Here is a 12,969-nt window from a genome sequence, read left to right as displayed (position 1 = left end):
GTCACGGTCGTAGGTGACGCGTTCGGGGTGGCGCCGGGCGGTCGTGCATGCAGTGGGCCCGCCGCGGTACCGGCAGCTCTCCTGTCGACCCGCGAACGGGCCCTGCCACGTGCTGCGCGGCCGCATCGCTCCGCTTCGCCGCCGGTCAGCGGCACGGCCACCACCTTCGGGGGGCGGGCTCGGCCGACGCGAGGGATCTCCGCCGCTGTGGGACGACCATGGCTGCGACCTGCGGGGACGCTGTCGCATGTGAGGTGCTCGTGGGGCGCGGCGCCGCTACGCATGGGACAACTCGGCGCCTACGAGGTCAGTGCGGGGCGGCGGCGATCATCAGCGGCTCAGGTGGGCCAGGAAACCCTCCCGTACGGGATAGGGGTGTTCCGCGGGCAGGAGTTGCCGGGCGGCGTCCAACTCCCCATCCCGTACGTGGCCATGAACGGTGCGCGCGAGCGCGGTGACGTCGGTGATGGAGACCGTCCACTCGTCCGCGTAGCGGCGTGCCGCTTCACCGGTGAGGCCGAGTTGCAGGGAGCGGTGGGGCAACGGCTGGAGGCGCAGGTCGCGTTCGGGGTCCCACTGCACCCGGGCCGGCGCCTGCTTCAACTGGCGCTTCCAGGTGGCGATGTCGGGGTGCAGACCGCGCTCGTAGTGGGACAGGCAGGCGTGCTCCAGCGCCCATTCGAAGCCTTCGCGGCTGATCTCGACGGCCAGGACGGTCTCCTGGCCCTCCTTGGTGGCCCAGCCGCAGCGGTACATCATCCAGAGGAACGAGGGCTTGATCCAGGTCATCCGGTCCCGCTGCCACGTCGCCGGGAACCGGCCTGCGGTGGCCGCGGGCAGCCCGATCTCCGGCCGGTACGCCTGGTACACGGTGATCGTGGAGGGGGTATGGAGGGCGCGGATCTGGTGCTCGGGTGCTGCCATGATCACCAGCATGGGCGGACCGAGCCGATGGACGCCAGCCAATATTGTGCGGGGCAAGCGGCCTTCGCCGGGCTCGGGTTCACACGGTGTGGCCACGCGGACAACATCGGCGGCCGACGGCTTCCGAGAGAGCGCGGGAAGTTGCTTCACGACGAATCAGGCGGTCGACGGATCACTGAAGTGGTTTCCGTGGAGCGGTAGTTGAAGGCAGACATATCCTTGCACAGGGCACGTCGCCCTGCGCGCACAGTCACCGGGCTCACGGTCAAGCCTCTGCCAAGAACCCGTGGGTCAGAGGTCGGCGACGAGGAGCCGGTAGCCGACGTCGGCGGTGTCGGGCGAGAGCAACTCGGCGTGCTCCGCGTGCCGGCGGCCGGTTGCCAGGTCGTCCGCGAGCCGGCCCAGGCCAGGCCAGGCCAGGCGCGACGGTATGGCTCCCCCGTTCCTTATGCCTCCCCCGCTCCTTGCCGCCCCGGCGACCGCGACCCCAACGGGACTGCTCCCTCGCCGACTTGGGTCTCTAACGCGTCGAGTTCGGCTTCCAGTCCTGGGCGAGGAGCCCGAGGATCACCTCGTCCATGAACTCGCCGAGGACCCAGGCCGAGGAGCGCAGCACGCCCTCGCGGACGAAGCCGTTGCGCTCGGCGGAGCGCAGCATCGAGATGTTGTCCGACAGCGTCTCGATCTGCAGCCGCTGCAGGCCGCGTACGACGAATCCGTAGTAGCACAGCACCGCGACCACGTCGGTGCCGTAGCCCTTGCCTCGGGCGGCGGGCAGCAGGCCGAGGCCGATGTGCGCGGCCCTGCTGTGGTTGTCGATGCCCCACAGCGTGGCGGTGCCGACCAGCGACTCTCCCTCGAGCTCCACCACGGAGAACTGGACGAGCCCCTCCTTCGTGTCGTCCACCACGAGCCGCGGGTCCTTCGAGCCGGGCGTGATCGGCCGCCACGGCGAGCCCTCGGCCCGCGAGCCGTTGACCACGTCGTCGTAGAGCTCGGTCCGCAGTACCGGGATGTCTTCGTCGTGCCGGGCCCTGAGCCCGACCTTGTCGCCCTTCAGCATGCGAGCTTCTTATCCGAACCGGCTGACCTGCGGCAACCCAATGGGAGGCCCGTCAGAGATCCACCGGTTCCGAACTCGCCGGTGCGGCAACGGTCTTCGCGAACGTCCCGAACCGCGCCAGGTAGTGCCATACCTTCTTGAGCGCCTGGGGGTCATGGCGGCCGTCGCGCGCCGCGTCTCCGACGATGCGCGGATCAAGGACGCCGTCGACCGCGATCTGCGTCCCGAGGTCGACGTATTCCTGACCGCGATAGCCGGGATGACGGCGGAGTCCCTCGACCGTGAGGCGGAAACCCGGGTGCCATTCCACGGGGCAGCCGAGCCGCAGGGCCGCGGCCTCGACAGCCGAGCCCCGGTAGCAGGGGTCCAGCACCAGCGCCTCCACATCCCGGTCCGGCCGCACCGGCCCGTGCACCTGGGCCTCGACATAGTCGTCGAGTTCGTCCTGACGGTCGGCGAGGGCGAGCTCGATGAGCCCCATACGGGCCGCGACACCGAAGTCCGAGGGTTCGAGAAAGCTGTCCGGGTAGCAGAACGTGGTCCGCTCCAGCGTCTCGGCGGCCAGCCGGAAGTGCGCGGAGCCGAACCGCGGCGCCCCGCCGACGGGCTTGCCGCGGAAGTTCAACGCCCCATAGACGGGGCGCTCATGAGCAGGCGCTTCGTCGTACGCCCCGTTGAAGATCCGGCTCTCCCAGCGCCAGCGGTCGCCGCCGGGGTGCGCGGTCAGGCCGCCGTTGCTGGTCCCGGTGACGAACTGCGAGTGGTAGACGCCGTCCTCGGCCAGGGCGTCCAGGATCGGCTTGCCGTGCAGCAGGCGGTCCGGGTGGAAGTTGAGGGTGACCCGCAGCCCGGGGTCCATCGGCGAGCCCGACGCCAGTTCCGCGACGTGGCGAAGAGCTCGCTCCTGGGCTGTCGGGGAGGGCGCTGGGGAGGCTGCGGAGTTCATCGGCACAGTGTTCCCCAAGTCGATCAAGCGGTGCACGTGGATAACCTGTCGGTTCCGTCTGCCCAGTCGCCCCCCTTCCTGGCCTGCCCGACCTGTCTGCCCTGCCCGCCCTGTCGGCGGCGGTGAGGCAGCACACCTAAGGTGAATCGTTCCGCTCGTCAAAAGGCCCGCAAGCGGCGCGCACCTCAGCCCCGCCCCGTGAATTCGGCCCCATTTTCGAATGCGGCGCTCCCTGAATTCCCTACACCCTTCAGCCCTGCCGATCTTCCTTCAGGAATAGCATGCTGCCTGCATCGTCGGCGTGCTGGACCATGGGGGTGGGGGCGCATGGTGAACGTGTTTCTCAACGGCCTGTCAAGGCTGACCAATTCATGCCGGTGGAAGCCATTTTCCGCCGTCGCCGCGCTCGCGATCTCGGGTGTACTGGTGGCCGCCGGGTGCGGGTCGTCGAGCGACTCGGGGGGCCGGACCCCCGACGCTCCGGCCACCTCCATGGGCACGCCCGACAGTGGTGGCCCGGACGGTGGCGGGGGCTCCTCCAGCGGTTCCGGGGGCGGCGCGAACGGTGGCTCGACCAGCGGGAGTTCATCCGGCGGCGGCTCGGGCGACGGCGGTACGTCCGGCTCGTCCTCGGGCTCGTCCTCGGGCTCCACCGGCGGCGAGACCTGGGACGGCGGCCGCGGCAACGGAGGCTCCACGTGGAAGCCCGGTCACACGAGCGGCGGGCACGCCAGCACCGGCGGACACGGCGACGGAGGCCCCGGAGGTCACCGCGACAGGTCCCAAGGGCCGCCTCCCGACAAAGAGTTCTCGTGGGTTCCGTTCGGCCCCACCTCCCCCGAATGGGACGGCATCAACACCGATCACGTATACGACCTCGTACAGGCCAGGAATTGCGGCGAGGCCAAACGCTGGTACGACAACGCGGGGCCGAGGAATTGGCAGGCGAAACCTGCTGCCTGGAAGGCCCTGGAAGGACTCATCGCCGCCTGCTATGCCGTTGGCGGACAGGAAGGCGAATGGCAGAAGGTGATCGACGCGTACTCCGTCGTCAGAAACCAGCCGTCGGGAGACTGCAAGTACACAGCGGCCCGCCGCACCCTCGGCCAACTCGCCGAATTCCGGGCCGCGCACCCGGACGGGAAGGTGCGCATTCGCCCATCGGGCAACGGACTTCAGGCATGCCCGTCCACCATCACCCAGATGTCTCCCCGGCAGGCGCCGCGTGGGGCGAAGGCCGAGGTGAAGGGGACGTGGCCCAGCACCGCGACGGTGTACGTGGGCGGCGTCCAGGCCCATCTCGTCGACAACGCCAACGCCATGGACCCCGTCTGCTGCCTCAACGCCACCGTGACCTTCGAAGTCCCCTCCAGCGCGCCCACGGGCGCGGCGCGGGTCGTCCTCAAGGCCGGGGGCGTCGAGCTGGACGCGGGCGAACTCGTCGTCACCGCTTCCTGATCATGGCCGCCCCGGACGACGGCTCCTGGCTGGGCTCGCTGACGGCCCGCCTGCGGCGCCTGCGGCCCCCCGCTCCCGGTCCCTCACCCACCCCTGAGCCGGGTCCGGAACCCGAGCCCGAACCACCCCCCGATCCCACACCCACACCCACCCCTACTCCCGCTCCCACCCCCACCCCCGAGGACCCCCAGCACCCCAGCTGGATGGAACTCCTCGGCACCATCGGCTCCTTGGTGTCCCTCCTCGCGGCGGTCCTCTTCTACTTCGGGTGGGCCAGCACCGACGCGGAGACCCGCGCCCTCGGGCTGCGCGACAGCATCTTCCGCCTCTCCACCAGCGAGTACCTGCTCCGCAGCGTGGAAGCGCTCTTCCTGCCCGCCCTCCTGCTCATCGGCGCCCTGTTCGCCGCCATCGGGCTCCAGCGCTGGATCCTGACGTCTCCCGGCCGGGCCGACACCCTCGTGCGCCGCATGCGCTGGGGGTGGCTGCTCCCCGTCTCCCTCGCGCCCTTCTACACCCTCCACCCGGCCCTGTTCGAGCTGGTCCTCCCCCTCGTCACCATCCCCGGGCTGCTGGCCACCGCCTATGCCCTCACCCGCCCCGAGTCGCACGGGACCGCCCCGGAGGCCGCGTCCGGCACCGCGCGGCGTCGGCTGCGCGTGCAGGTCTGGGCGCTGGCGCTCGTCCTGTGCGTGCTGTCCCTGTTCTGGGCGGTCTCCTCGTACGCGGGGATCGTCGGCCGTGGCCGCGCCGAGAAGGCCGCGCGGGCCGTGAACACCTCCGCCTTCCCCAGCGTCGTTGTCTTCAGCAAGAAGGACCTCATGATCCGCGGGGGCGGCGCCTGCTATCAGCGCGTGCAGGCCGCGAACAGTGCGTACGCGTTCCGGTATTCGGGGCTGCGGCTGTTCTACGTCTCGGGGGACCGCGTGTACCTGGTGGACTGGAAGTGGCGCCCTTCCCAAGGCACGTTGTGGGTCGTGCGCGAGAGCGACTCGGTACGGGTCGAGTATGTGAGTGGGCCCTCGGGCCGGGAACCGGAGTGCTGAGGCCGGGAACCCTCGGGGCCCGGCCGGAGTGCGAGGCCGGGAACCGTGCAGTGCTCGCCGGAGCGCCAGGTCGCGCATCGGCCCCTGGCAGCGCGGGCAGCATCGGCGGCGGCGAGCCTGCCAGTGGCCGACATCGCAACCTCCTTTGCCTGATCTGTCCGTCGCCTCCAGCGTCTCGCCCGGGGCGCCCGCCGGGCAGGGGCCGAACGTCCTCGCGCCGGGGCCGCGAGGCTCCGCTGCTGCTGCCGCATGGCGCCCCCGTGCTGCCGCACGGCACCCCCATCGGCGTACAGCTGATTCACCGTCAGACACCTATTCAGGGCCGGTACTTGCCCATAAGCTGAGCGGCCTTCACGTCTGGGGAGGTCGCGTGAAAGGTCTCCGTGCGGTCCTTGTCTGCCTGGTGATCGCGTGCGCCGCAGTGGTGTCGCCGACCGTGGTGGGCCCGTCGGCCGCCGCCGCGACGCCGACCGTGACGCCCGCCGCGACCGTGGCGCCGGGCTGGTCGGCGCTGCCGGTGCCGCCTGCGTCCCCTCCGGTGACCGTGAAGTCTCTCGCCGCGCGCGGGCCGCGCGACGTCTGGGCGACCGGGTACGAGGGCGACGTCGGTGCACTGCGGCCGCTGCTCTACCGGTGGGACGGCCGGGCGTGGAGCCGGGACACCGGCTTCCCCGGCGCCGGTGAGCCGGGCTGGCTCGGCAAGGTGCAGTTCGTCGGCGACGAGGTGTGGATCTTCCACAACCGCGACGGGAAGGGCGAGATCCTGCGCCGGTCGGCGGGAGGGTCAGGAGAGACGGGAGGGGCAGGAGAGACAGGAGGGTGGAGTGTCATCCCGCTGCCCCAAGCCCTGTGGGTCTACCAGGACTTCGCCGCGGTACCGGGTGGAGCCTGGGTGGTCGGCGAGGACGACACCGGGCTGAAGGTGCTGCACTACGACGGCTCCGGCTGGACCACCCAGCCCATGCCGGACGGCGTCCTGTTCCTGATGGGCGTCAACGGGCGTTCCGCCACCGACGTCTGGGCCTGGGGGGACACCAGCACCGGGGCGGGGACCGTCATCCTGCGCTGGGACGGCACGGCATGGCGGGACGCGAAGGTGCCGTTGCCGTCGAACAGCAACGTGCACACGGTCCTGCTCGAACCATCCGGCCGGGTCACGATGGGCGGCAGCCAGTACACCGACGGTGTGTCCCGCACCTACCTGATGACCTGGAACGGGCACGGGAACGGGACCTGGCGCACCACCTATCCGCCGCTGGGCGACACCTATACGGAGGGCATGGTGCGCGGCCCGGACGGCGCGCTGTGGCTGCCGATGAGCAGCGACCGGGCGTTCCAGTCGAAGTACGCGCGGGTCAACGGCTCGCGCACCACGTTCTCGTACGGCCCTGAGCGCACCGGCGCGATCGAGGTCAGGCCGGACGCGCTCACGAGCACCGGGGCGTCACTGCTGTCCCTCGGGACCGTCGAGATCTACGGCTCGAAACCGAACCTCATGAGCGAGCGGCTGGGAGGCTGACCATGGCACGCAGACGCAGACTTCTCGTCGCCGCCCTCTCCTTCGCCCTGGCCGCCATGTCGGTCATCACCGTCACACCTGTCATGAGCTCGGCCGCGGCGGACACCTCGTCGTCGTCCTCGTCGTCGTCCTCGCTGTCATCCTCGTCGTCATCCCCGTCCTCGTCGTCGTCCTCGTCCTGGCAGCACGTTCCGGTCCCGGCAAAGGTGCGCCCGCAGGCCCAGCTCAGCGAGGCCGTGGCGCTCGGGCCGGACCGGGCGTGGGCGGTGGGTGCCGACGCCGTCGGCCGCCAGGCGCCGGGCTTCCCCCTGCTGCTGCGCTGGAACGGAACCGCGTGGCAGCGCCAGAAGATGCCCGGGGCCGGCTGGCAGGGAGAGCTGCTGTCCATCGCCGCCACCTCGCCGAAGGCGGCCTGGGCGGTCGGCCGCGACACGGCGGGCGGCTCCCGCGTGCTCCGCTTCGACGGCACCGCCTGGCGCGAGAGCCGGCCGCCGCGCGATGTCGTGGTGGACAAGGTCGTCGCGGGCGGCGGCGAGACCTGGCTGATCGGTGCGCGCGGCGGCGGGCAGGCGCTGCTGCGCTGGGACGGGCGCGCCTGGCAGGCCATGCCGGTGCCGCCCGGCGCCGTGTACGGCCTGCACATCCTGGCGGCCGACGACGTGTGGGCCGCGGGCGCCGCCGACTCGAGTGCGGCCGTGTCGCACTGGAACGGGCAGGCGTGGCAGCAGTCGAAGGTGGACGGGATCCCACGGTCGTCGGTGAGCAGTGTGCTGGCGGTCTCGCCGACGGAGGTGTGGGCCGGGGGCACGGGCGGGTTCATCGGCGGACCTCCGGGCCGGCCGATCCCGCCGCTGCTGGTCCGCTGGGACGGGCAGTCATGGAGCCGGGTGACCGTGCCCGCCGACTTCGGCGCGATCCACTCCCTGGCGCCCGCCGCGTCCGGCAAGCTGGGCTGGGTCTCGGTGGCCCGCTCACTGAGGTGGGCCCCGCCGGGCAGCAGCCCGCCACTGGAACCCGGGCCGGACTTCCTCGCGTGGAACGGCCAGTCGTTCGCCGAGTACGACGAACCGACGGTGGCCGGGGAGGGCGACTCCCAGGTCCTGCGCCTGGCGCCGGTGCCGGGCACGTCGACGGTGTGGTCGGTGGGGCGCGCTGCCGGTCCCGAGAGCACCTTCGCTCCGCGCATTCTGCGGTTCGACTGAGGTCACCTGCCGTGTCGGCCCCACCGCCGCATGCCGGTGCCGGCCGGCCGGCAGGAACTGATACCTGCCGGCGCATGCAGTGACCCGCCACCGATACAGGCGCCGGACATCCTTCGCAGTGGACAGCCACCCGCTGCACGCGGCGGGCAGATCCCGTCCACGTCCGCGTCCGCGGCCACAGGAAGGAACACCCCATGACCTCGCCCTCCGCGCAGTTCCCCGCACGTCACCGCATCGCGACCGCCACCCTGGCCGTCGCCGCGTTCCCCGCCCTCGCCTGCGTCTTCTTCGGGATCGGCGCCGTCACGGCGAACACCTCGTCGGGCGCCACCGGACAGCCCGCCGCCGTGCTCTCCCTCATCGCCCTGTGCCTGACCATCGGCCTGGCCGCCCTGGGCATCGCCCTCTGCAACCGCGATCGAGCGCGCACGAGCAACACCACGTCTCAGTAACGAGGTTGTCCGTGATCGTGGAGGATGCCCGCATGCCTCCTTTCCGCTTCCTCGCGACCGTCTCCGAGAACCGCCCCTTCGCCGAACTGACCGCCGTGGCCCGCCAGGCCGAGGCCGTCGGCTGTGCCACGTTCGTCTGGCCCGACCATCTCGGCGGCTACGCCCCGATCCCGCTCCTGTCGATGATCGCGGCGGCGACCGAACGGCTGCGGGTGCAGCCCTTCGTGCTCAACGTCGGTCTGCGCCACCCCGCCGTCCTGGCCCAGGAACTCGCGACGCTCGACGCGCTGTCCGGCGGGCGGCTGGAGATAGGCATCGGCGCGGGCTGGAACAAGCCCGAGCACGACGCCATCGGCCTGCCCTTCGAGACCGTCGGCAGCCGGATCAAGCAGCTCACCGAGGCGATCGCGATCCTCAAGGGCTGCTTCGCGAAAGGGGCCTTCTCCTTGGCGGGCGAGCACTACACCCTCACCGACCACGGCGACACACCCGAGCCCGCGCAGCGCCCGCACCCGCCGCTGTTCCTGGGCGGTGGCGGCAAGCGGCTGCTGACCCTGGCCGCGCGCGAGGCCCAGATCGTCGGCCTCGCCCCTCGGCTGGTACCGGGCGACCGGCCACGGCTCGAACCCCGGAGCGTGACGGCCGCGGCGACCGAGGAGAAGGTGCGGTGGATCCGGGAGGCCGCGGGCGAGCGCTTCGGCGACCTGGAGCTCAACGTCTACCCGACCGGCGGGCCCACCGTCATCACCGGCCGGCCGCTCGCCGAGGCGCGCCGCCGCGCGGATCGCATCCGTGAGCAGTCGGGTGTCGAGCTGACCGCCGAGGAGATCCTCGACTCGCCACATGTGTACATCGGCACCGTCAAGGGCCTCACCCAGAAGTTCCTGGACCTGCGGGAGCGCTTCGGCATCAGTTCGTTCCTCATCGACGATCTCGACGCGCTCGCGCCGGTCGTGGAGGAGCTCGCCGGACGGTGAGTCAGGCCAGTGAGCCGGGCCAGTCGAGGCAAAACTCGCTTGCCCAACTGCCACTCGTACGCAGAATCGGCCTGTGGAGATCTTGAAGTTCCCCGAGGCGGACACCCCGTACGACCTGCGCGCACAGGTCCTTGAGATCCAGGACCAGGCGTGGCCGCCCGCGCAGCCACGGCCCGAAGGGGACGCGACGGCCACGCACGACCCGCGGCTGCGGCCGCTGTCCCTCCTGGCGGTGGAGCGGGGCGCGGTCGTGGTGGCCGCGCTCGACATCCTCCGCAAGGAACTGGTGCATGACGGGGTGACGTATGCCGCCGGAGGGCTGAGCACCGTCGCCACGCGCCGCGAGTCCCGCGGCCGGGGGTACGGGCGGCGACTCGTGGTCGCCGCCCGCGCAGCCATGGGCGAACTCGGCCTGGACATCGGCCTGTTCACCTGCGACCGCGAGCTTCAGCCCTTCTACGAGAGCGCCGGGTGGGAGGCCGTCGACGGGGCCGTGGTCGTCGGGGGCACGGCGGACGACCCCTTCCCCAGCGATCAGCCCGGCTTCGACAAGGTCACCATGGCGGGCTCCTTCACGGTCCCGGGAGAGCGGGCGCGGGAGGCATTCCGGGGCCGTCGCATCGAGCTGCATCCCGGGAACATCGACAAACTGTGGTGAGGCAGGCTCAGTCGCCCGTCACCCCGTCGGTCCGCTCCCTCAGAACGTCGGCGTGGCCGTTGTGTCGGGGGCACACGCGAGATGGCTGAGGCCCGCGGGGTTCAGGGAGCAAGCGAGCCAGAGGGGTTCCCAGTGAAATATCACATGGCTATGTTGCGTGGCGTCACTCCGCTGTTCGACTCACTGCTCGACCAGCAGCTCACCTCATTGCTCAACTCCCCTCCCCCACACAGACATCAGGGGTTACAGCATGAAGAGATCCAAGTCCGCGATAGCCGTGGGCTTCACTGCCGCCGCACTCCTCTCCGGCACCTGGGGGTCAGGCATCGCCGGCGCCGACCCGGCCCCCGCACCCTCCACCCGCCACACCCCTCAGGCCGCCCCGGCCGCCGCCGCCAACATCTGCACCCAAGGCGCCGCGCCCTCCGGCCGGAAGGTCCCCGGACAGCTGTCCAAGGCCCAGGTGGACAAGGCCCTCGGCGGCCAGACCAAGACGCACCGTGAGGCACGCGGCTGGAAGAAGGGCGGGCACGCCCAACACCCCCTGAGGCAGCGGGAGTCGCGGGAGCCGAGCAAGGGCGTCGGCCCTGCCGAGGACATCCACCCCGCCCAGGGCACCGCCTTCCTGCAGCGCGCGGGCAACGACGGCGGCTGCGCCACCCAGAGCGTCTCCACCCGGGTCAACGTCACCGAGGGCAGCACCACCATCTACACCCCCACCCTCTACCCCGCCGGCGGCTCCTGCATCGAGCTGGTGACCGTCTACGTCCGGGGCCGGGCCTCGGTCTCCGCCTGGGACTGGTGCGAAGCCATCAACTTCCAGGCGTCCGTGCCCATCGACGAGGCGTTCCTGAAGAGGTACTCCGACGGCTCCAGCAGCCCCGCGTACTCCGGACGCGTCGTGCGCACCGACGCGTCCACCGGCACCTGGACCGCCGAGCTGTACAACCACGAGACCGGCCGGTGGGACGAGCTGTACACGAAGGGCGGGGTCACCCAGGGCCGCATGGACGGCTGGGACATCTACGAGCTCTACTCCAGCACCAACTCCCAGGGGCGCGCTTACAGTTGCGCCGCCATGGCGGGCCAGGTCTTCGAGTCCCGCGACATCTCCGTCCGCAACGGCGGCACGTGGGCCGCGGCCGCTCCCGCCAACTCCAACACCGGGTACGACCAGCCCGACGCAGCCTTCAAGTGCCCCGAGCGCACGTACCAGATGCTCAACCAGTACGACCACTGGAAGGCCGTCGGCTGACCGACGCGCCCCCCCCCACGGTCACCGCCCGCCACCGACCGCGGGCGGTGACCGCCGGGTTTTCGTCAGCCGTTCCAGGGCACTCGCGGTGCGCAATGCCAGGGGCCGGGAGTGACGACGGAGGCCGGCGGCACGGCCCGGGGAAGGGGTGTCATGGAGTGGTTGCAGAGGGCGGCGTGCCGGGATGAGGATCCCGAGCTGTTCTTTCCGGTCGGTACGAAGGGACCCGCGCTGCGGGACGTACGGGCGGCCAAGCGCATCTGCGCGCGCTGCCCGGTGCGGGGACAGTGCCTGCGCTGGGCGCTCGCCACCGGGCAGGACTCCGGGGTGTGGGGCGGGACCAGTCCGGAGGAGCGGATGATGCTGCGCCATGCGGCATGCCGGGCGGGCCCCCGGGCGTCCCGCAGCCCGAGGCCGGCCTCCTCGTCATACGGATAACCCCTGAGCCTGAGCCCCGCGCCGTTCCGCCCCCTCCCCTGAGCCCGCGCCGCGACACAATGGGCTCGGTGATCCGAGGAGGCGCGGCTATGGCCGAACGCATGGTGGATACAGGTGGCGGCGTCGAACTCTGCACCGAGGCGTTCGGTGATCCCTCCGACCCGCCCGTCCTGCTCGTCATGGGTACGGGGGCCTCGATGCTCTGGTGGGAGGAGGGCTTCTGCCGGATGCTCGCCGAGGGCGGACGGCATGTGATCCGCTACGACCACCGCGACACCGGCCGATCGATCACCCATGAGCCGGGCCACCTCGAATACACCGGCACCGACCTGGTCCGGGACGCCGTCGGTGTGCTCGACGCGCTGCGGGTCCCGGCCGCCCATGTGGTGGGGGTCTCGGCCGGAGGCGGACTCGCCCAGCGGGTCGCGCTCGAGCATGCCGATCGGGTCCTCTCGCTCGTGCTGATCAGCACGACATCCGTGGCGCCTGTGCCCGGCGACCGCGAACTGCCGCCGCCCACCGAAGAGTTCATGCACTTCGTGTCGACCGCGGAGGCCGACTGGTCCGAGACCGAGGCGGTGATCGACCACCTCGTCGCGTACGCGCGCGTCCTCGCGGGAGGCTCTCGGCCGTTCGACGAGCCCGCCGCCCGTGGCCTCGTCCGTCGTGACGTCGAGCGTGCGCACGACATCGCCGCCGCGCAGAACCACGACCTGCTCACCGACGGCGAGTCCGCACTCGCCCTCGCGCCCTTGTCGTCGATCGCCGTCCCCACACTCGTCATCCACGGGACCGCGGACCCGATGTTCCCGTTCGCGCACGCCGAGGCGCTGGCCGAAGCGATTCCCTCGGCGCGACTGCTGGCCCTGGACGGCGCAGGACACGGGGTCGACCGAGCCGACTGGGAGACGATCGTCGGCGCGATCCTCCCGCATACCGCCACCGACGGGATGTCGGCTACCAGTGGTTGACACATAAATACAAATTGGCTTCAACCGACGCCACGTGAACTAATTGCGCGAGCCGCGTAC

13 protein-coding genes are annotated in these 12,969 nt (G+C 71.2%); 10 read left to right on the top strand and 3 right to left on the bottom strand.

Going from position 1 to position 12,969, the window contains the following annotated elements; translation table 11 throughout:
- Window positions 1-330: 330 nt before the first annotated feature.
- The 3 genes from ACFWYM_RS24320 to ACFWYM_RS24310 form a co-directional block, all read right to left on the bottom strand.
- Window positions 331-924: a DUF4291 domain-containing protein gene (locus ACFWYM_RS24320; protein WP_384840923.1), complete on the bottom strand. Its 594-nt coding sequence runs from the start codon at window positions 922-924 to the stop codon at window positions 331-333.
- Window positions 925-1,444: 520 nt separating this feature from the next.
- Window positions 1,445-1,987 (bottom strand): GNAT family N-acetyltransferase, encoded by a 543-nt coding sequence (locus ACFWYM_RS24315; RefSeq protein ID WP_384840920.1) that lies wholly within the window; start codon window positions 1,985-1,987, stop codon window positions 1,445-1,447.
- A 52-nt stretch (window positions 1,988-2,039) separates the two neighbouring features.
- Entirely contained in the window at window positions 2,040-2,933 is an 894-nt protein-coding gene (locus ACFWYM_RS24310) for a DUF3626 domain-containing protein (RefSeq protein WP_384840917.1), read from the bottom strand.
- Window positions 2,934-3,425: 492 nt separating this feature from the next.
- On the opposite strand from ACFWYM_RS24310, the gene ACFWYM_RS24305 reads away from it, so the two are divergent.
- From ACFWYM_RS24305 to ACFWYM_RS24260, 10 genes are all read left to right on the top strand, one after another.
- Window positions 3,426-4,391, top strand: coding sequence for a hypothetical protein (locus ACFWYM_RS24305; RefSeq protein ID WP_384840914.1), 966 nt, complete (start codon window positions 3,426-3,428; stop codon window positions 4,389-4,391).
- Window positions 4,392-4,393: 2 nt separating this feature from the next.
- A complete protein-coding gene (locus tag ACFWYM_RS24300) occupies window positions 4,394-5,437 on the top strand; it encodes a hypothetical protein (RefSeq protein ID WP_384840911.1) in 1,044 nt (347 codons plus the stop codon).
- A 370-nt stretch (window positions 5,438-5,807) separates the two neighbouring features.
- Window positions 5,808-6,956, top strand: coding sequence for a hypothetical protein (locus ACFWYM_RS24295; RefSeq protein ID WP_384840908.1), 1,149 nt, complete (start codon window positions 5,808-5,810; stop codon window positions 6,954-6,956).
- A 2-nt stretch (window positions 6,957-6,958) separates the two neighbouring features.
- Complete coding sequence (locus tag ACFWYM_RS24290; RefSeq protein WP_384840905.1) at window positions 6,959-8,158, top strand: hypothetical protein; 1,200 nt, start codon at window positions 6,959-6,961, stop codon at window positions 8,156-8,158.
- A 194-nt stretch (window positions 8,159-8,352) separates the two neighbouring features.
- Window positions 8,353-8,610: a hypothetical protein gene (locus ACFWYM_RS24285; protein ID WP_384840902.1), complete on the top strand. Its 258-nt coding sequence runs from the start codon at window positions 8,353-8,355 to the stop codon at window positions 8,608-8,610.
- Between the two features lie 32 nt (window positions 8,611-8,642).
- Entirely contained in the window at window positions 8,643-9,587 is a 945-nt protein-coding gene (locus ACFWYM_RS24280) for a TIGR03621 family F420-dependent LLM class oxidoreductase (protein ID WP_384840899.1), read from the top strand.
- A gap of 73 nt (window positions 9,588-9,660) precedes the next feature.
- Entirely contained in the window at window positions 9,661-10,245 is a 585-nt protein-coding gene (locus tag ACFWYM_RS24275; protein ID WP_384840896.1) for a GNAT family N-acetyltransferase, read from the top strand.
- Window positions 10,246-10,495: 250 nt separating this feature from the next.
- The gene (locus ACFWYM_RS24270) at window positions 10,496-11,500 is read left to right on the top strand and encodes a hypothetical protein (protein ID WP_384840893.1); all 1,005 of its coding nucleotides are present in this window, start codon (window positions 10,496-10,498) and stop codon (window positions 11,498-11,500) included.
- 153 nt (window positions 11,501-11,653) lie between these two features.
- Window positions 11,654-11,938 (top strand): WhiB family transcriptional regulator, encoded by a 285-nt coding sequence (locus ACFWYM_RS24265; RefSeq protein ID WP_384840890.1) that lies wholly within the window; start codon window positions 11,654-11,656, stop codon window positions 11,936-11,938.
- An 89-nt stretch (window positions 11,939-12,027) separates the two neighbouring features.
- On the top strand, window positions 12,028-12,909 hold the full coding sequence (locus ACFWYM_RS24260) for an alpha/beta fold hydrolase (RefSeq protein ID WP_384840887.1): 882 nt from the start codon (window positions 12,028-12,030) through the stop codon (window positions 12,907-12,909).
- Window positions 12,910-12,969 lie beyond the last annotated feature (60 nt).

The organism is Streptomyces sp. NPDC059009, assembly GCF_042740175.1.
In the GTDB taxonomy this organism is placed as follows: Bacteria; Actinomycetota; Actinomycetes; order Streptomycetales; family Streptomycetaceae; genus Streptomyces.
Note: the sequence above shows the minus strand (reverse complement) of the source record. Positions and strands in the feature narration are given on the sequence as shown.

Excerpts from the sequence above, each read along its gene's own strand:
- ACFWYM_RS24320 (WP_384840923.1), bottom strand. The coding sequence starts at position 924 with ATGGCAGCACCCGAGCACCAGATCCGCGCCCTCCATACCCCCTCCACG.
- ACFWYM_RS24315 (WP_384840920.1), bottom strand. The coding sequence starts at position 1,987 with ATGCTGAAGGGCGACAAGGTCGGGCTCAGGGCCCGGCACGACGAAGAC.
- ACFWYM_RS24310 (WP_384840917.1), bottom strand. The coding sequence starts at position 2,933 with ATGAACTCCGCAGCCTCCCCAGCGCCCTCCCCGACAGCCCAGGAGCGA.
- ACFWYM_RS24305 (WP_384840914.1), top strand. The coding sequence starts at position 3,426 with ATGGGCACGCCCGACAGTGGTGGCCCGGACGGTGGCGGGGGCTCCTCC.
- ACFWYM_RS24300 (WP_384840911.1), top strand. The coding sequence starts at position 4,394 with ATGGCCGCCCCGGACGACGGCTCCTGGCTGGGCTCGCTGACGGCCCGC.
- ACFWYM_RS24290 (WP_384840905.1), top strand. The coding sequence starts at position 6,959 with ATGGCACGCAGACGCAGACTTCTCGTCGCCGCCCTCTCCTTCGCCCTG.
- ACFWYM_RS24285 (WP_384840902.1), top strand. The coding sequence starts at position 8,353 with ATGACCTCGCCCTCCGCGCAGTTCCCCGCACGTCACCGCATCGCGACC.
- ACFWYM_RS24280 (WP_384840899.1), top strand. The coding sequence starts at position 8,643 with ATGCCTCCTTTCCGCTTCCTCGCGACCGTCTCCGAGAACCGCCCCTTC.
- ACFWYM_RS24270 (WP_384840893.1), top strand. The coding sequence starts at position 10,496 with ATGAAGAGATCCAAGTCCGCGATAGCCGTGGGCTTCACTGCCGCCGCA.
- ACFWYM_RS24265 (WP_384840890.1), top strand. The coding sequence starts at position 11,654 with ATGGAGTGGTTGCAGAGGGCGGCGTGCCGGGATGAGGATCCCGAGCTG.
- ACFWYM_RS24260 (WP_384840887.1), top strand. The coding sequence starts at position 12,028 with ATGGCCGAACGCATGGTGGATACAGGTGGCGGCGTCGAACTCTGCACC.